Annotated in this window: 23 protein-coding genes and 1 pseudogene; 7 read left to right on the top strand and 17 right to left on the bottom strand. The window is 44.0% G+C overall.

Translation table 11 applies throughout. The features are described 5' to 3' along the window. Window positions 1–183: 183 nt before the first annotated feature. Both QUB44_RS16225 and QUB44_RS16220 read left to right on the top strand, forming a co-directional pair. Window positions 184–321 carry a hypothetical protein gene (locus QUB44_RS16225; RefSeq protein ID WP_333369247.1) on the top strand — a complete coding sequence of 46 codons (138 nt, stop codon included), beginning with the start codon at window positions 184–186 and terminating at the stop codon, window positions 319–321. 442 nt (window positions 322–763) lie between these two features. After that, a complete protein-coding gene (locus QUB44_RS16220) occupies window positions 764–1,387 on the top strand; it encodes a type I restriction endonuclease (RefSeq protein WP_333369245.1) in 624 nt (207 codons plus the stop codon). Between the two features lie 173 nt (window positions 1,388–1,560). On the opposite strand, the gene QUB44_RS16215 is transcribed toward QUB44_RS16220, so the two are convergent. Next, window positions 1,561–2,319, bottom strand: a complete 759-nt coding sequence (locus tag QUB44_RS16215) for a hypothetical protein (protein ID WP_333369243.1) — start codon at window positions 2,317–2,319, stop codon at window positions 1,561–1,563. A 351-nt stretch (window positions 2,320–2,670) separates the two neighbouring features. Between QUB44_RS16215 and QUB44_RS16210 the strand changes: the two genes are divergently transcribed. After that, window positions 2,671–3,471: a hypothetical protein gene (locus QUB44_RS16210; RefSeq protein WP_333369241.1), complete on the top strand. Its 801-nt coding sequence runs from the start codon at window positions 2,671–2,673 to the stop codon at window positions 3,469–3,471. Between the two features lie 13 nt (window positions 3,472–3,484). Continuing rightward, on the top strand, window positions 3,485–4,006 hold the full coding sequence (locus QUB44_RS16205) for a DUF488 domain-containing protein (RefSeq protein WP_333369239.1): 522 nt from the start codon (window positions 3,485–3,487) through the stop codon (window positions 4,004–4,006). 45 nt (window positions 4,007–4,051) lie between these two features. On the opposite strand, the gene QUB44_RS16200 is transcribed toward QUB44_RS16205, so the two are convergent. Then, window positions 4,052–4,417 carry a DUF3082 domain-containing protein gene (locus tag QUB44_RS16200; RefSeq protein WP_333369236.1) on the bottom strand — a complete coding sequence of 122 codons (366 nt, stop codon included), beginning with the start codon at window positions 4,415–4,417 and terminating at the stop codon, window positions 4,052–4,054. A gap of 183 nt (window positions 4,418–4,600) precedes the next feature. Continuing rightward, a complete protein-coding gene (gene ispE / locus QUB44_RS16195) occupies window positions 4,601–5,578 on the bottom strand; it encodes a 4-(cytidine 5'-diphospho)-2-C-methyl-D-erythritol kinase (RefSeq protein ID WP_333369234.1) in 978 nt (325 codons plus the stop codon). Between the two features lie 90 nt (window positions 5,579–5,668). Here ispE and QUB44_RS16190 point away from each other — a divergent pair. After that, window positions 5,669–7,195, top strand: a pseudogene (locus QUB44_RS16190) (sensor histidine kinase). Between the two features lie 121 nt (window positions 7,196–7,316). Here the strand turns inward: QUB44_RS16190 and rsmA are convergent. Further along, window positions 7,317–8,138: a 16S rRNA (adenine(1518)-N(6)/adenine(1519)-N(6))-dimethyltransferase RsmA gene (rsmA, locus tag QUB44_RS16185; protein ID WP_333369232.1), complete on the bottom strand. Its 822-nt coding sequence runs from the start codon at window positions 8,136–8,138 to the stop codon at window positions 7,317–7,319. 202 nt (window positions 8,139–8,340) lie between these two features. Between rsmA and galK the strand changes: the two genes are divergently transcribed. Beyond that, the gene (gene galK, locus QUB44_RS16180; RefSeq protein ID WP_333369231.1) at window positions 8,341–9,420 is read left to right on the top strand and encodes a galactokinase; all 1,080 of its coding nucleotides are present in this window, start codon (window positions 8,341–8,343) and stop codon (window positions 9,418–9,420) included. Here the strand turns inward: galK and QUB44_RS16175 are convergent. The 3 genes from QUB44_RS16175 to QUB44_RS16165 are packed head-to-tail and all read right to left on the bottom strand — an operon-like array spanning window position 9,410 to window position 11,714. Beyond that, a complete protein-coding gene (locus tag QUB44_RS16175; RefSeq protein ID WP_333369229.1) occupies window positions 9,410–9,784 on the bottom strand; it encodes a signal peptidase I in 375 nt (124 codons plus the stop codon). The two genes, galK and QUB44_RS16175, sit on opposite strands and share 11 nt — an antisense overlap. Before the next feature lie 55 nt (window positions 9,785–9,839). After that, window positions 9,840–10,532 (bottom strand): SRPBCC family protein, encoded by a 693-nt coding sequence (locus QUB44_RS16170; protein WP_333369227.1) that lies wholly within the window; start codon window positions 10,530–10,532, stop codon window positions 9,840–9,842. An 18-nt stretch (window positions 10,533–10,550) separates the two neighbouring features. Continuing rightward, window positions 10,551–11,714: a baeRF3 domain-containing protein gene (locus QUB44_RS16165; protein WP_333369225.1), complete on the bottom strand. Its 1,164-nt coding sequence runs from the start codon at window positions 11,712–11,714 to the stop codon at window positions 10,551–10,553. A gap of 252 nt (window positions 11,715–11,966) precedes the next feature. Between QUB44_RS16165 and QUB44_RS16160 the strand changes: the two genes are divergently transcribed. Further along, window positions 11,967–12,644 carry a DUF2834 domain-containing protein gene (locus QUB44_RS16160; protein WP_333369223.1) on the top strand — a complete coding sequence of 226 codons (678 nt, stop codon included), beginning with the start codon at window positions 11,967–11,969 and terminating at the stop codon, window positions 12,642–12,644. 203 nt (window positions 12,645–12,847) lie between these two features. Here QUB44_RS16160 and QUB44_RS16155 read toward each other — a convergent pair whose 3' ends face one another. The 10 genes from QUB44_RS16155 to QUB44_RS16110 all read right to left on the bottom strand — a co-directional run bounded on the left by QUB44_RS16155 (window position 12,848) and on the right by QUB44_RS16110 (window position 17,520). Beyond that, window positions 12,848–13,198, bottom strand: a complete 351-nt coding sequence (locus QUB44_RS16155) for a DUF5615 family PIN-like protein (RefSeq protein WP_333369221.1) — start codon at window positions 13,196–13,198, stop codon at window positions 12,848–12,850. Next, window positions 13,195–13,524 (bottom strand): DUF433 domain-containing protein, encoded by a 330-nt coding sequence (locus QUB44_RS16150; RefSeq protein WP_333369219.1) that lies wholly within the window; start codon window positions 13,522–13,524, stop codon window positions 13,195–13,197. Before QUB44_RS16150 ends, QUB44_RS16155 begins: the two co-directional genes overlap by 4 nt. A 14-nt stretch (window positions 13,525–13,538) precedes the next feature. Continuing rightward, window positions 13,539–13,955, bottom strand: coding sequence for a hypothetical protein (locus QUB44_RS16145; protein ID WP_333369217.1), 417 nt, complete (start codon window positions 13,953–13,955; stop codon window positions 13,539–13,541). Between the two features lie 87 nt (window positions 13,956–14,042). Then, window positions 14,043–14,237, bottom strand: a complete 195-nt coding sequence (locus tag QUB44_RS16140) for a hypothetical protein (RefSeq protein WP_333369215.1) — start codon at window positions 14,235–14,237, stop codon at window positions 14,043–14,045. Between the two features lie 180 nt (window positions 14,238–14,417). After that, a complete protein-coding gene (locus QUB44_RS16135) occupies window positions 14,418–15,164 on the bottom strand; it encodes a uracil-DNA glycosylase family protein (RefSeq protein ID WP_333369213.1) in 747 nt (248 codons plus the stop codon). Between the two features lie 186 nt (window positions 15,165–15,350). Continuing rightward, the gene (locus tag QUB44_RS16130) at window positions 15,351–15,587 is read right to left on the bottom strand and encodes a DUF433 domain-containing protein (protein ID WP_333369286.1); all 237 of its coding nucleotides are present in this window, start codon (window positions 15,585–15,587) and stop codon (window positions 15,351–15,353) included. Window positions 15,588–15,691: 104 nt separating this feature from the next. Further along, window positions 15,692–15,892 (bottom strand): DUF2283 domain-containing protein, encoded by a 201-nt coding sequence (locus QUB44_RS16125; protein ID WP_333369211.1) that lies wholly within the window; start codon window positions 15,890–15,892, stop codon window positions 15,692–15,694. A 74-nt stretch (window positions 15,893–15,966) separates the two neighbouring features. Then, the gene (locus QUB44_RS16120) at window positions 15,967–16,227 is read right to left on the bottom strand and encodes a type II toxin-antitoxin system RelE/ParE family toxin (RefSeq protein ID WP_333369209.1); all 261 of its coding nucleotides are present in this window, start codon (window positions 16,225–16,227) and stop codon (window positions 15,967–15,969) included. Beyond that, on the bottom strand, window positions 16,224–16,463 hold the full coding sequence (locus QUB44_RS16115; RefSeq protein WP_332979695.1) for a hypothetical protein: 240 nt from the start codon (window positions 16,461–16,463) through the stop codon (window positions 16,224–16,226). Before QUB44_RS16115 ends, QUB44_RS16120 begins: the two co-directional genes overlap by 4 nt. Before the next feature lie 79 nt (window positions 16,464–16,542). Next, window positions 16,543–17,520, bottom strand: coding sequence for a heme o synthase (locus QUB44_RS16110; RefSeq protein WP_333369284.1), 978 nt, complete (start codon window positions 17,518–17,520; stop codon window positions 16,543–16,545). Window positions 17,521–17,619 lie beyond the last annotated feature (99 nt).

Below are 17,619 nucleotides of genomic sequence, written 5' to 3'. Positions count from 1 at the left end.
AGGTGCTATATATTTACAATTTTATCTATTGTGCAATATTGTCAACATTTATGTGACTGTTGGCAAATGACTAATTACTGAAGGATTTAATGCTGCTAACAATAGTTCGTAGGCGCAAGCCGGGGCGTAGCCATCGTACCTGTAATTTTACCGATCGCCCTGGATTCTTGCCAAAATTCTGTTGTGGGTGAGGCTGCGGGGGGAAAACGGGCGATCGCAGGTGAGGGATTTTTTCGTTTAAATGTTGAGGAATTGCGGGAAAATGCGATCGCCATAAATAAACGAGTGATGTTAAAGGGCGATCGAATTCTCTTACAGTAAGACGGGGAAGATATCGTCGCGATCATTTTGGAAGCAGAGTTTCACAAGCTAGATTATCTGATGGCAGAACTAAAACCGTCACACTTCTTGACTAAAAAATAATATTTTTATGAAGATGAAGGAGGAATTCACTGCATTTAGCCGGACGAACTTTTAGATAACTGTGATAACATCAAAGCTAATGTACAGGAATTTGATAAATTATTTTGCTTGTTACCCACAGAAGAGATGGGAGAGGATGTTGATATTTTTCTGGCTGTAGCTATCCTCATGTCGGTATATAGATTCTGGATACCGGAATACTTAATGGCTGAGAAAAATTTGGTGGGCAAATGCTAGGATAATAGTATTTTACCTTGTTGGCTCGCAAAACCAAAAGAGAAAAATCGAAAAATGAACGTGCAAATTTATCTAATTAAAGAAAAAGCAAGGAGATAAAATTATGGTGGAAACAATTCAAGCCCAAAATATAATCCTCTATGACTTAGAAGCAAAGTTTGGTTTACAGCGGATAGACGACGAGCAATTTTTCCGAGAATGGCAAGATGATTTACCGGAACTAACAGACTCGGAAAAGCAAGCACTAGATGAAGTAACAGCCGATTATATGCACTTGTCCAAGTATCCAATACTTGAGCCAGTTGTTAAATTGGTTGTGCTTGCTCCGCTATTAAGACTAGCAGGTTTTTATCGCGCTCCTTTTTACTTGAGTGCTGAAAAAGAGGTGATAATTGAATCTCAAGATGAGGGAACGATTGTCAAAGGGCGCCTCGATTTACTGGTTTTTACCCCGGATTTTTGGGTATTGGTAATTGAGGCTAAGAAGTCACAATACTCGCTAGAAGTAGGAATTCCCCAAGCTTTAGCATATATGCTGGGAAATCCTCATCCTGAAAAGCCTGCTTTGGGATTTGTCACAAATGGGATTGATTTTATTTTCCTGAAAGTGACCAATCAAGGAACACCTAAGTATGCGGAGTCGTATTCTTTCACGCTGCGGAGCAAGGATGGGTTGTACACTGTCCTGAAGGTGTTAAAGCGCTTTGCTCAATTATTTAGGGAATAGGTTTTTGTCTAGTAAAAAGTAGGTAAGGGCGATCGGTGTTATGGATTAAAAGCGCTTCTCTAGCAATCCTTGCAGGAGTCGTAAATTTTTACGCCACCCCAACCCTCCCCGAACCCGCTGCGAGTCCGTAAGAAATTCACAAATGATGCGAGGATTGCTATATAACTAAAGTATTAAGATTTCTTTCTCATTTTTCTGTTGGAAGGTCTTTTAGGCAGTCGTTTAATTTCTCTTTCGCCTCCTTGAATTTCTACTTCTTTGAGATTTTCTTCTACTTCTTCTATAATTTCTAAATCCACAATTTCAATTTCGCCCCCGCTGATTTCTTCCTCTTCCTCAATCTCCTCCGAATTCTGTTGATTTGCGATTAACTGCACCGCTAACCCAGAAGCTTGAACCGACAATTCTTCGATTTTTTGACTAATTTCAGTTTCTTCAAGCCCCGGCTCAATTTCCGCCGCCACTAAATCTTCCTCGAAAGCAGGAAAGTCATCAAGTTCTTGACTAATTTCAGTTTCTCTGATTGGCTTTTCTACTAGCTGCATTGATAACTGCTGCTTTTCCCTTGACAATTCATCAACCTTAGTTCCAAGCATTCTAATCTGTTCGTTGAGAACGCGAATTTCTCGGTTTTGCTGCTGAATCATTTCTTCGGCATCAGCAAGAGTTCGATTTCTCTCTAATATCACCTCATTTTTAGTTTCTAATTCCAAAGCGCTCATTGCTGCTTTAATTACATTATAAAAATGTGGCTTAGATACATCAACTTGTTTAGCATTATGCCGACTTTTTCCCAAAAGTCCAATCTTTTGTCCTTGCTTAACAGCCAAAACAAAACCTTGATGATTTTTTATTTTTAATTCTTTGACAAAATCAACTTGAACTAAACTGCAAATATATTTGTGACAGTCAAAATAAAATTCTGCTTTCATCAAAAAGCACCCCTTTCTGCTACAGTCCCGCAGAATTATACCACAAACAACTTTAAAACTCGATCGAAATCTTTAAATGTAGGATTTGTTGGGCGCACTTTATCATATATATAGTCTGGCAAAGGAGGTTTCTCATAACTCTTCAACGTATGCAATGTCAAGAGTGGCTGCTAAAATTAGTCAAAAATCGACAACCGAGCGCTCATTCCATTCACAATCTCACTTATAACCGTTTGGGACATACTACTATTCATTATAGAGAATGTCTTGGCTATTGCCATAAATTATAGTTTATGGTATACATAAATGGATGGCTAGCTATTGTCTGAAAATAAATCCTAATTACATATTATGGAAACCCAAAAAATATTAATTGCAACTAAGACATATCCATCAATTAGTACAAAATATCGAGAAACCGTATGCACAGCGGGAGTTATCTTGGATGAGGAAGAAAAACCACTTAAGTGGGTTCGCATTTATCCTATTCGCTTCCGACAATTAGATTTCGATCGGCGTTATCCAAGATGGTCTATTATAAGTGCTAAAATAGAAAGAGATGAGAAAGATTATAGATTGGAAAGTTTTAGGATTGATGATGAATCAATAGAAGTTGTCAAAAAAATTGGCACGAGTAATAACTGGAGTGAACGAAAAAAACTTATTTTACCACTACAGTTCAGATCGATTCGGGATATACAAAATCAAGATAAGTCTCTAGGGATTATTAAACCACGAACTATTAAAAAGTATTTCTGTGAAGAAACCACACGTGAGTGGAGTTCAAAGCAGCAAGGAGTTATCGATCAGTTAGATTTGTTTGAGCCAACAATAGAACTTGAAAAAATCCCATATAAGTTTGGGTATAATTTTATTGATGAAGATGGCGACGAACATCGGTATAGTATTAGTGATTGGGAAATTAAAGAACTTTATAGGAAATGTAGAGATAAATCTCAGAGTTTAACCCCACTTGCCAAAGAGCATGATGCCATCGAAAAAGTAAGGCAAAAACTAGAGGTTGAATTTTTAGGCAATAAGGATTTATACTTTATAGTAGGAAACTTAAAAAACTATAAAAAAAGTAATTTTATGATAATTGGCTTATTTTATCCGCCCATAGTTTCTCATACTCAGCTTACCTTGTTCTAATTCTAAAATTACGATGGATAAACTTATTTGCACCAAAAATCAATCTTCTCAATCCCCCCAAATTTCTCTTAGCACGACGAGTGAAGAGGAAGTTGAAGATTTTTGTAAGAGATGTAATGAATCTGAACTACCTGAAAATGAATACATCTTTACCTTTGGTTATGGAAATCGAAAAAACTACGACTTATTTTTAGCATATCTGCAAAATTATGATATTAAATATGTCATTGATGTTAGGAAAAATCCTCGCGCTTGGACTCGCAGATGGTATGGGGATAAAATTGAAGAATTTTGCTTTTCACAAAACATTGAATACATTTCCAAAATCGATTTAGGAAATACATCTGGCACCCAAAAATGGATGCCGCCCAATAAAAAAAAAGCCAAAGCTGCTTTGCGTGAAGTTGCAGAAATCACTCAGCAAGGCACAGTTCTATTGTTATGTGCTGAAATGAATCCCGATAAATGTCACCGGGTAGATGTTGCTGAGAAATTAGCCAAATTAGTTTCACTACCAGTTAAGCACTTGCTGTGACAATAAATAATTGCACTGATATTTATCTGGTAACAGACATAACGCTTAAACACCAGAAGACCTATCGGGCTTTTTCAGCAACTTTTGAATCACAAGTTGCAAAGCCAGCAGCATCAAACCCAAAGATGCAAAAGCAAAAACACCCGCGCCCAAAGCCACAATCCCCATGACTAAAGTTCGCACAGCCGCGCCAATGTTAATCGCAGTCACATTGTCAGAATGAATGGGCGAATTTGCAAAAGTTTGGACTATAGACAAAGTTAGTGCGTACAAAGCAGCCGCAAACCCGCCCGCGATCAGCGAACCCATCACGCACCGCAAAATCGTCGGTGGCGTGGAAGATGCAGAGGTTGCATCTTCAGCCGAACTCAGAGGTTTAGAAGTAGAATTTGGATTAGTTAAATCAGTCATGGCGATTTTAGATTTTAGATTTTAGATTTTAGATTTCTGGTTAATTCACCAAAACTAAAATCGGTATTGCATGACATATTATCAGTTCTTCGATCTCAATAGACTCTGCGAAAAGTTAGATTCATCTTGACCATCACCTGTTAAACAGGTTTTACGGGCGATCGCGATCGCACTCTCTTCGAGTTACACCCTCGAAATCGGCGGTTTCGTCTCGTTTCCCTCCGAAAAAATCTGAATTCCAGTATTGCTAAACTGTGCTACCCAAAAATCCAAATCTGGAGAGGCGATCGCAGTTTTAACCCGTTCCATAACTTGCTGAGCCTGCTCTGAAGACTCTGCCAGCGCAAACACCGTCGGCCCGGAACCCGACATCATCGTTCCCAAAGCCCCCGCCGACTCAAAAGCCTGCCGCAACTGCAACACCTGCGGGTACACAGGCAAAGCAACTTTTTCTAAATCGTTGTGCAGCAATTGACCAATTTTTGATCGATCTTTTTGGGCGATCGCCCCCACCATCGGCCCCGAATGCAGCCGTTGCCGGCGACACTCCAAATCTTCCGCTGCACAATAGGAACTACTGAACTGCTGGCGATAAGTTTGATACGCCCATGCCGTAGAAATACTGAGGTTGCGGTACTTCGCCAAAACCACAGAAAAGCCCGCCAAATCAGGCAGAGGCGACAGTTTATCTCCGCGACCAGTTGCCAAAGCCGTACCTCCAGCAATGCAAAAAGGCACATCCGAACCCAAAGTTCCCCCCAACTCTTGCAACTCCGACTGAGTAAGTCCCAATTGCCACAGCAAATCCATCCCGACTAAAACCGCAGCCGCATTGGCCGAACCGCCGGCAAGCCCCGCCGCCACTGGAATCTGCTTGTGAATGGCAATCTCGACTCCGCCGTATTTCGCCAAAGCATCGGGGAATTGCTTCGCCAACAAATCCGCCGCCCGGTAGGCCAGGTTATTCTTATCAGGAGGGACTTGCGGGTGATCGCAGCGCACGCGAATCGTGTCCGTACCGATCGCGCGTAAGTCAATTCGATCGGCTAAATTTATGCTTTGAAGTACCATCGCCAATTCGTGATATCCGTCGGGGCGATCGCCTATGATTTCCAAATACAGATTGATTTTTGCTGAAGCTAACAGAGAATATGAACGCATAGGTGATTAAGCCGCAGGTGAAAGAAACCCCTGGTTGCAATTAATTGACACCAGTCCGAGTCCATTTTCTCACAACTCAAAGGAAATATTATGCAGGAAATGTGGAAAACTTTTTTTAGTTCCGGGTCATTTATTCCTCACGGTCACTGCTATCTCTGGCAGACCCCGTTAGTCTGGCTTCACCTGGTCTCAGATTCGCTCATTGCACTAGCGTATTTCTCTATCCCGATTACACTGATTTATTTTATTTCCAAACGCGAAGATTTGCCCTTTGACTGGATCTTTACCATGTTTGGAGGCTTTATCGTCGCCTGTGGAATCACTCACATATTTGAAGTCTGGACACTTTGGCATCCTACCTATTGGCTTTCAGGAACAATGAAAGCAATTACTGCCATTATTTCATTTGCTACAGCCATACTTTTGGTAGACTTAATGCCTCAAGCCCTAGCACTTCCCAGTCCCGCACAGTTAGAATCCGCCAACCGACTCCTAGAAGCGGAAATTGTCGATCGCCAATTAGCAGAAGCTGCACTAAAAAAAGCCAAAGAAGAATTAGAAATTCGAGTTGAGGAACGCACCGCAGAGCTAAAGTCTCAAACTCAACAGTTAGAATTGGCAAACCGACTCCTAGAAGCGGAAATTGTCGATCGCCAATTAGCAGAAGCGGCACTACAAAAAGCTAAAGAAGAATTAGAAATTCGAGTTGAGGAACGCACCGCAGAGTTAAAGTCTCAAACTCAACAGCTCGAACAAACCTTGTCTGAATTGCAGCAGGCTCAATCAAAGCTAATTCAAAGCGAAAAAATGTCATCTTTGGGGCAATTGGTCGCTGGGGTTGCTCATGAAATCAACAATCCGATTAACTTTATTTACGCGAATGTTACTCACGCTCGCGAGTAGGCCGATAGTTTGCTAGAATTGGTGAATATCTATCAAGAGCAGTATCCGAATCCCCTACCCACACTTAAAGAAAAACTCCAGTCTGTAGATTTAGATTTTATTATCTATGATCTACCAAAAATATTAATTTCTATGAAAAACGGGGCCGAGCGCATTCTCGGTATTGTCAAGTCGCTGCGAATTTTTTCGCGCCATGACGAAGCAGAAATGAAATTAGCCGACGTTCACGAAGGAATTGACAGCACACTGATGATTTTGCAAAGCAGATTGAATGCTAAGCCCGGTTTGGGGAAAATTCAAATTATCAAAGAATATGGCAATTTACCCCAAATAGAGTGCTATCCGGGACAGCTAAATCAAGTGTTTATGAATATCCTGGCTAATGCTATTGATGCTTTAGAAGAGGACAGCCACAGCGCGTCGATTGCAGGCAATGAAGCTAATCGCCGCCTCATCAAAATTTCTACCAAACTTTCAGACAGTGAAGTGGTAGAAATCCGAATTAGCAACAACGGGCCAGAAATAACAGAATCGGTGAGGAACCAGTTATTTAATCCATTTTTTACCACTAAACCAGTAGGTAAAGGCACGGGATTAGGATTATCGATTGGCTATCAAATTATCACAATAAGGCATAAAGGCGAATTGCAGTGTATTTCTGCACCGGGGAAAGGTGCAGAATTTATTATTCAAATTCCGATTAGCCTACAATAAGCCTTTAAAAATTTCCATAAAACCTAAATTCAACTATTAGTATTCAGACCAAAAAATACTTAAGAAATACCCAGATATCCGAATTATTTAAGCATTCTGGTATCTAACATAATCCTGAAATTCAAACATCGCACATAATATTATTGCTCAACTCTACCCATTGAGCCACGCTTAAATCTTCAGCACGAGATTGAGGATTTATCTGTAACTCTTCTAACAAGTGAACGAGTTTATCTAAATCCACAGCCCCTTTCAAATTATTTCGCAGCATCTTGCGCTTGCTACCAAATCCCAACTTAACTAAATTCTCCAAATAGCGCGGATTAACCGCCGCAGTTTCTATCTGTCTGGGAAGCAGCCGCACCACAGCAGAATCGACTTTTGGCGGCGGAAAAAAGTCTTTAGACGGCACATCGCAAATTAACTCGCATTCTGCTAAATATTGCACCCGCACCGACAGCGCGCCAAAAGCTGTGGAACCCGGTTTAGCGTAAAGCCTTTGGGCCACTTCTTTCTGCACTAACAGCACGATCGAATCGAAGGGTTTAGCCGCAGGAACAGATATCGTTCCCAGCAGTTTTTGCAGGATCGGGCCGGTAATATTATAGGGAATATTGGCAACAACTTTATTAGGATTTTGGAATTTGGGAAAAGCCGTTAATTCAGCCTCTAAGTCCATTTCCAGGATGTCGCCTTGCAGCAGTAAAAAATTGTCGGTTTTGCCGAGTTGTTTGGCTAGCTTGAGACACAAATCTCGATCGATCTCCACAGCAACAACAGACTCAGCCGCAGGCAGCAAACGCCGAGTCAAAATCCCCGTACCCGGCCCAATTTCCAGGACGCGATCGCCATCCAAAGAAGCCGCTTTCACAATCTTATCTAAGGCTTTCTCGCTTTTGAGCCAATGTTGAGCAAACTGTTTTCGGGGTCTGGTCGATCGCATTTTTTGAATTGTTGGAGAAATCTTAGCCTGTCATTCTATCACAGCTCTATATCTTTTCCTAACCTACGGTCATGTTGATTTTTGTTAACATGGGTTGAATTAAGCAAAAAACATGGGCACTATAATAAAGATAAACGATAAAAAATAAATTTATTTCTTCCCAATTCCCAATTACCAATTACCAATTACCAATTCCCCAAAAATGAAATTCCAACGAGTATTTGGTACATTACCCAAAACCACAGCCAGCGCCCCCGGCCGAGTAAACCTGCTGGGCGAACACACCGACTACAACGATGGATTTGTACTTCCAACTGCGATTCCCCAGCGCACCACAGTACAAATCGGCTTCAGCAGCGACGATCGACACCATGTTTATTCAGCAGAATATGACGAACTCATAAATTTTTCAGACGACGATACCATACCGCAAAAATTCGTCAGTTATATCTGTGGCTGCCTGAGACTTGTAGAAAAAGAAGGATACAAAATACCGCCAATAAATCTCTACATTACCTCGACTGTGCCGATCGGAGCCGGTTTGTCCAGCAGCGCCGCTTTAGAAATAGCAACCCTCAGAGGACTGCGCGCGCTGCTGAACCTCCCCCTAGACGACGTGCGGCTAGCTCAAATCGGACAGCAAGTCGAAATCCGATATGCCGGCTTGAACTGTGGGATCATGGATCAAATGGCGTCGAGTTTAGCAGACACCAACACCATGCTATTGATCGACACCCGCAGCCTCGAATGCCGCCCCATACCTTTTCCCACAAACACAGAAATTTTAATAATTGACAGTGGCGAAAGCCACGAACTCGCAGCAGGAAGCGGCTACAACCAGCGGCGCGCCGAGTGCGAGGAATCCGCGCGGATATTGGGAGTTAAAGCTCTCAGGGATATCGCCGATCCCCAAGCTGTCGAAGTATTGCCGGAACCCCTCAGAAAGCGAGCGCGGCACGTCGTTACCGAAAACAACCGCGTGCTCGAAGCGGTAAAATCTTTGCCAGCCAAACGTTTTGGCGAGTTAATGAATGCTTCCCACGCCAGCCAGCGCGACGACTACGAAGTTTCTGTGCCGGCAGTAGACACGCTGGCGGCAATCTTGCAGTCAATCCCCGGAGTCTTCGGCGCAAGGCTGACGGGCGGAGGTTTTGGCGGTGCTTGCGTAGCGCTGGTGGAGACTGGGAAAGGCGGTGTAATCGCATCCGAGGCGATCGATCGCTACCAGCGCGCGGGTTATACTGGCCGCGTTTTGGTTCCAGAAGTTAAAGTTAATTCTTAATTCCCGAACTATCTCCCGGTAGCGAAGGCCACCGCACAGTCACGATCGTCGAATCCTCCTCCGCCGACCAATAATGAGGCACTCCCGGTAGCCAGAGAGCATAATCTCCTTCGCGAGACAGCAAGATTTCTTGTTCTGGAAATTGCAGGCGAAAGCGGCCTTTTACCAGGATAGAAAGCGTTGTTGCTTCCGCATTTACCGCCCACTGAGTCCTACAATCTCCGGCGGGGTGAGTGCCCCATTTTACCTCTAAAACAGAAGTCGATCGCGGGTCATCTTCAGGAGTCATAAAGTGACCCGCAAACCAACCGCCCCGACTTGCACCTTCAGCGCCCGCATTTCCGAAAACCACTTGAGATGACATCAGCTAATCAGGTAAACAACAAAGATGGTTAGATCGGGGGACACCATCTAACTTATTACTTGCGGCCCGAAGGTTGACCTTCCGTAGTCGCTATTTCCCCAGCTTCCATCAACTGCTTAAAGCGACGTAAATCATTGGCAATTTGCTGTTCGGGAGCTTCGCCAAATAGTTTAGCAGCGCCAGCACCAATTGCACCGCCCGGAGGGTTGTATTCGATGACAACTTTTACCTCTGTACCGCGTCCCGCTGGTGCCGGTTGAAAGCGCACAAAGCCAGAATTGTCAACATCAGCTCCTTCAACAGACGCCCAAGCAATTAAGCGATTTTCTTCTTCGCGGACAATCTCTGCATCCCATTCCACACTGTTGCCCATCGGCGCGCTGGCAATCCAGTGAGAACGTGTTTCATCTATTACCGTAACGTGTTTGAGATGCTTCATAAACCGAGGCAAATTTTCAAAATTGCGCCATAAACGGTACAATTCATCAGCCGGTTTGTCGATCGTCACCGTCTTTTCAACTTTAATGCTTTGATTGGCATCTGCGCCCGACTGCAAACCCTCTACAACCCCCAGACCACGAGCCGCTAAACTGCCACCCGCAACCGCCAGCAAAGCACCTCTCAAAGAACGCTGCGACAAGCCAAAAAGCACCAGCGCCCCACCGCCAATTAAAGATGCCCAGCGTTCGGTATCGCCGCTGCTACTTTGGTTTTGTTTGTCGGAATTTGTCATTGAAGTAGATTCCATTGGTTTAAACCTGGTAAATTAATAGCGGAAAATAGCAGCTAAAGGCGCCTCGGCCGGCACTTGTTCCGGCGGCATCGCGTAAACAGTTCCACCGTTGAGAATAGTTTGAATTGCTGCCGCATTCAACAAATCTTCGTCGCCCAATTCTGCATCTGGGTGGATTTGCACCGCGTTCGTATCGGGATTAAAAGTACCCCACTGCTGAACGCCAAGAGCAACAAATAGTCGATCGACCCGTCCAAAATAAGCAGCCGAAACAGCTTCTCTCAAATCAGCAGAAATTTTATCGCTTCCTGTCAGATCGTGGTATTGTGCGATCGCCTCTGACTGAGCCTGCAAAAACAAAGGTTCCACCAGCGGCCAAGCTTCTGCCCGCAACTCTTCCGGCTTGAGGAGTTTCTGATTGCCTGTAATTCCTTCTTCAACTAAATGCCGGTAGGTATTGGCTTCTCGGTAAAGCGGCAGCAAATACTCAACTCCAGCTAACACTAAAGGAGCTTTTTTGTCGCGCAAATATTCGTGCAGCGCCGCATCGATTATGTGGAAATACTGCAATATTTCGTGCTGGCGCTCATCTTGATCTGGACTTCCTTGACCGTGAAAACTTCCCGGCTGCTGAAAAGAATTATTAGTGCCTCCTTTTGAAGTAGCAATCCGAAACTGACCATCTTTAGCAGTCGGGTCATATTGCAGAGCGTCATCAAGGCTTTTCGGCAAGTTTTCAACTTCAACTTCCCGAGCACTGTAAGCCGTACACTCAATCAGTCTCACTTCCTTCTGACTGAGAGCTAAAACATAAAATAAATTATCTCCTGTCAGCAGAGGCATCAGCGGTTTGACGTGAAAATTGTCGCTCACAACCACTAATTCCTCAAAATTCACCGGACAGCTATAGTAGCGGAAAAATCCTGAACCGACAAAAATCGCCAGCAGGTTGCTTTGATTTTCCCAAAATTTTTCCTGGTCAATTTCGGCTCTGACTGGCTCTAGCAATTGGGCAGCTTCTTTTTTGTCAAATCCGTACTCTACTATTTTGTCTTCAGCCTCTCTGATTAAATTTTTGAACCGAATCGGATTTTGTTGAATTTCTGTTCCTTGAGCGACTGGCATATAAATAGAGACGCACAATCCAGAAGATTGTTGTACCAGCGCTTTGAGTTCCTCTACAGATATTAAGTTCACCGCTGAAACTCCTTTGCTAAGGGGTTTTGTAATAAAAACAACCGATTCTTTAAAATGTATCTCTCCTGACATGGCCCCTGCGTCTGCCTAAAGTAATGATCGCCTGCTGTGGAGCCTTTCATACCCGAACTAAAACCCGGTTTGCAGCGGCTGTTTCAATCGAACTGCTTATGACCTAAGATAGACGCGCCTAAATCGGGCATTATTTTACCATAATTTAATTTAGTCTGGTTCAAATACTCGTTATATATAATGAAAACAAAAATTTTTCTGGGGTTGCTCTGGGCAACATTTATTGCCTATACCTTACTGCTAGCTCCTCTCGATCAGCCCGGAACGTTAACAGTTATGGAAAAAATGCTCAAGTTGCAGCTAGAAGGAATTAACCCCTACCTTGTCACCATATTCGCTCTCATGGGAGTCTGGCCGATGGTCTACGCTTGCCTCTTATTCATTGACGAGAAAACCCAAAATATATCCGCTTGGCCTGCTTTCATCGCTTCCAACGGCGCCGGCATCATCGGCTTAATTCCCTATTTACTCCTCCGCCAGCCTCAACCACAATTTTCCGGTCGCAAAGATATGTTGCTCAAAATATCAGACTCCCGCTGGACAGGAATTCTACTTTTACTAACAACAATCTGGCTGTTAGCTTGGGCTTGGTTAAATGGAGATTGGGGAGATTATGTCAGGCAGTGGCAGTCAATTCCTTTTGTGCATTTAATAACTTGGGATTTTTGCTTGATGGCTGTAATATTTCCCTCAGTTTTGGGAGACGACATGGCACGCCGCAGACTTGCGGACGATCGCATTTTTTGGGCAGTCTCTCTAGTTCCGCTGTTAGGGCCGCTAGTTTATCTTTGTCTGCGCCCCCCTCTGCCAGAATCTGCAACAGAAATCGGCACTTTCCCACTAACAGCCCGAAATTGAAACATTGAAAAGTTTGGTAGTGTTCAAGATGTACTTTATTGACTAGCTCAAATGACCTGCCGGAGTCGTCATCCCAGTTGAGAAATTCCTCGAAGGAAAGGGTTTTTTGGGCGATCGCAACCATTGATATTAACCTTTTGCGTAGGTTGGCTCTCTGTTGTCTGTTTGTAGCTTAACGCTTTCAATATCCATTTTAGTGTGCATCAAAGGGGTAGCTTAGCAATACGATCGACCCATTCCTCTGCACTAGATGCTGCCCAAATCAAGAGTAGTTCTTCGATGACAACTTCCATCGGTATTTTTCGGGAAACAATAATGACTCCAGCACTCTGATTAGTAGTAATGAACTCAGCAAATTCCGATGGCATTGTTTTGCGATCGTGGCTGACAAGAACACGTCTTTGCTGTGCTGCAATTGCCAGCACTTCTAAATCTTTAACGCCTTCTAACCCAGCAGCAAAGGCAGTTTGAATGTCGATTGTAGATTCTCGTCGCAGTAATCCTGTGACGATCGCCTGATTTAAGTCAGCATCAGCTTGATAGCGCACATTCACGATTGCACCTGCTGTGTTGCTGCTTTAGCTGCAATCAGTTTGTTGTACAAAGCTGGATCGCTGGTTTGTAGAGGTTGAGGCATGGCATCAAATGCAGCTTCTTCGGCGGCTAAGTAAGCGTCGATTTCAGCGCGGTTGCCTAGATAAAAGGCGATTGCCCCATAAACCTGTTCCAGTGTCAGTAGTGGGAAAGACTGAACAATAGTTTCGGGCGATAATCCTTGACAGAAAGCATAGGCGATCGAGTCAAGAGAAATCCGAGTTCCTTCAACCCAATAGGCATCATTCCGATACTCTATGTAAGTTTTAACTGCTACAACTGGCATACATTTTTTTGATTCTAACTACTTATTATCATAGACGGAAGAACCCGCAGGCAGCCGAGGGTTTGCATGAGCTCCGTCAGAGGTTGGTTGCGGAAGGTTGCGAGTTGAATTAAGGCTTGAATGCGGGCAACATTGAGTTGTTCAAGGCGATCGCTCATTTGGATCAGTTGCTTGTGTTCTTCGGGAGTCAGGGTTTCGGCATGACGCTTGGCGATGAGGGCATGGTATTCTTCCCAGGTTTGTGCACTAAAGCCGATGTTAATTTGTTGCAGCAAGTCGGCTTCTGTAGGTTGGGTGGTTGGAAGTCTAGGCTGGAGGCGTTCTTGCAGGGCGTTGAGGATGTAGCGATCGGGTTCCACGCCCTGTCTAGCTGCTTCAGTGCGGATCTGGTGTTCGAGTTCGGGAGAGAGGTTGAGGGTGATGGTGGTCATGGTTATCTTGGCAGCAAAATCTATTCATCATTTTAGCGATCGGGCTTTCACCTTATATCGAACTTCATCGCCTGGGACTTCTCGATTTTACTGCCCGCGTCCTGGTTTGCAATCTACGAAACCTAATGCTTCTGTGTCGAGAAAATTGGCGATCGAAATGGCGATCGGATATTCAATTTCCGCAGCACGCGCAACTAGAGCCGCTTTAATTCGTTCTGGCAAGCATCTCAAAATGACTTCGGCATCAGCAGGAGAAAGTTGTTCTTGAAGTTTAGCTTGCATGACATTCACCTTTGGGTTGGAATTTGATAGATACATTCAAGCCACTACCCAACTCAGATTGAGCGGTATAACGTTGCCAATCACCCGCCGCAAATTACCTCAGACTGCCACCGACAGGATTTCGACGGTCGGGTGCATTGGCGTTGTTCGAGTGCGCGCATCTCTTGCCGTATTTTGATGCTACCGCAAAAAAGCGCGTAACTTTTCAAGTTCATCACCCTGTAAACACTTAGCAAAAGAACGGTGGGTCCGAGCATTTGGATGGGGGAGAAAAGCAAAAAATCTTTCACGATTCCCTATCTCAACGAACTCGGATATTGAATTTGCTGTAGAGATATTGAATTGGCTTTGAATCACTTGCTTTGCGCGTGCCCCCAGTACCACTATCACTTTTGCTTTTGCTAGTTCTAAAACTCTCAACAAGTAGGCTTCCACACATTGCTCCTGTGATTCTTCTACACCAGTTTCGGCACGAGACTTACAATGCACTATCTCGGTAAGCGCATAATCAATGCCTGGACTAACGTTCCGTTGAAGTAGCTCAATCGCACGTTGTCTAACCGCTGCCCAAAATCGAGTAGAGCGACTATATTTCCCGTCTTTTAGCAAGGATTTTGTACCATCAACGATCCAGTGCTTACGTCCTCCTCCAAAACGGTAATTGAAATAATCGTGTACTTCGCTACATGACCAATCCCAAGTTGGGTAATCTTCATCAGAGCCAATTGATGGATTTGAACTCAGGAAGAGAATGGGTGCTTGCTCTATCTGTCCACTCCAAGGTTCAGGCACTTGAAATTTTTCTAACCCAATTGCATTTTGAGAGTCAACAATTTTACGACATGGATTTTCAACAGAAAGATCTTCTTGACACTCTCGTGCATGGGGACAATGAACAATTTCACTTAGCAGAGTTTTTTCAGACATTCCCGAAATATATCAACTGATTACGAGTTTACGAAAATCTAGCAGTCGAACTTATAATTGTATCGCAGTTGCGGTACAATACCCAATAGAAGAGAAAAATACCGCAGATCGCTGATGTATTTCACCAAAGGTAGCCAGTAATCCACACATCAATTGCTGGCGAGCGATGAGAATTCAACCAAATTGTCATGCGGCTAAAACGGGATGGTCGAGTTTGCGGACTGCATACAACAGCGCAGCTTTAATATCCTCAAGTTCCAAGTCTGGCAATTCTTCGAGAAACTTAAAAATTTGCTCACCCGCAGCTAGCAACTCTAGGATATCGATGACTCGAATCCGCATTCCCCGGATGCAGGGACGACCGCCACATTGTCTTGGATTCACTGTGATTCTGTCAAACAGATAAGCAACGGATGCTGGTATTGGTTAAAATTGTTTGAAATTTTTGTATATAGTTTACTTCATTTATCGCCCCAAACTCACACCGCGATATAATTCTGCGATGCCACCTCGATAAAGCGCATCAACTACGTTGCGATCGTTAGTATGAGATCTTGAGGATTAAACAGTTGACGTTTGGAGGCATTGAGAAATTCGATAGTAACGGGTTCGTCAGTTCCGTCATAACTGACAATCATGCCTCCAGGTTCAGAGATAGCATTGGTTGGAAACGCATCACGGAAGATAAAAATCAGAATGTCTGCTTCTGCATCGTATTTAACTTTCATTGGGATTCTCCTGCCAATATCGCTTAACTTTATTTGTCCAGTACAGAGTTAAAATTCGCCGGGTTTTGCCAATTTCAACTTTTGTAAACATCTTTCCGATGTTTGCATTGTAATAGGAGAATGATTAGTTCTTCATCGCCGATTTCATAACGAACGCGATAATCACCGATCCGAATACGGTACTCATTGCCAGCACCTTTGAGCTTGACCACCCCATCTGGGCGCGGGTTTTCGGCAAGTTGCAAAATCTTGACAGCGATACGATCGTAGACATCATTGGGCAGGGCATCTAGCTGCTTTTGTACAGCTTTAGGGGTAAGGATAGTGTAAGTCATGTCGATTTATTGGCCCGTTGTGCCATATATCGATCGAAAGTTGTGTAATCTCCAGCTTTGTAATCAGCACGGGCCGCTTCAATTTCGGCAATGTCTTCTGGAGAATCGTCCTCATTCGGGAATAATTCAGCTTCCAAAAATTCCCATATCTTGTATCTTTCAGCAATTCCCAGTGACGAAATAGCTTCCAGCAGTGATTGAAATGAGATGTCTACTTTCACAGTATTCTCAGCCATCAGAACTTTCCTCCACTTTAAATTTTACAATATACCCAGATCCCCGACTTCTTCAAGAAGCCGGGGATCTAAAAGCAGACTACATCACAACTGCACTAATCAAAGTTTGCACATTTTGTACAACAGCAGTAGTAAAATTATGAGTCACAGGCAAACTGTCAACCACTATGCCCGCGCACAATAGCATCAGGTAGAGAATAGAGTATTTAAAGAGCGATCGCGCAACAATCTTATCCTCTGGAGTCTGCAACAGCAACCAAGCTTTTTGGGCAAAAATAGCACCCAGGACAATAGCTGTTCCCGCATACACCGCGCCCGCTAAATGCAGGGGATAAACTAGCAGCAAAGTTGCAGGAATCATCAATAGCGTGTAAATCCAAATTTGGCGGGCTGTGGCTTCGTCGCCCTCAATTACGGGTAACATCGGCACGCCTACTTCCTTGTATTCGTCGCGAATCATCATTGCTAATGCCCAAAAATGCGGCGGTGTCCACAGGAATATAATCCCAAACAGCAGCCACGCACCCCAACTCAAATCTCCCGTCACCGCAGCCCACCCAACTAGCGGCGGAATCGCCCCTGCTGCACCGCCGATGACGATGTTTTGCACGCTGTGACGCTTCAGCCAGTGGGTGTAAATTAGGACATAGAAAACGATGCCTGACATCGCTAGCAATGCGGCTAATAAGTTGGCAACAACTGTGAGCAATGTAAAGGATATTGTAGCTAGGACGATCGCAAATATCAAAGCATCCCGCTTCTTGACACGCCCGGAAGGAATCGGCCGCCACCGGGTGCGCTCCATAATATAATCGATGTCACTGTCGTAAACACAATTAATCGTATTCGCCGACGCAGAAGCTAAAGCACCTCCGGTAATAGTTGATACCAGCAATAGCGGGTCTACTTCTCCTTTGGCCGCCATCCACATTCCTGCTGAGGTAGTGATTAGCAGCAGTAAAATAATTCTAGGTTTTGTTAGTTGATAGTAACTTTTCACCACTTGCGAAAAGTTTTCGTGGAGGCGGGGCCTGTCGTTGGTAAGGATTTCTTGCATCGGTTGTAAGCTGTTAGTAATTATTTGCGAATTCGTCATTAGTCATTAGGTTGGAGTTGCGGGTTTTACGAGAAATATTTGCTGTAGCTACAAGGATTA

This window comes from Microcoleus sp. AT3-D2 (assembly GCF_036705715.1).
GTDB lineage: Bacteria > Cyanobacteriota > Cyanobacteriia > Cyanobacteriales > Microcoleaceae > Microcoleus.
The sequence above is the reverse complement of the archived record's forward strand: the minus strand, read 5'-3'. Positions and strand labels throughout refer to the sequence as shown.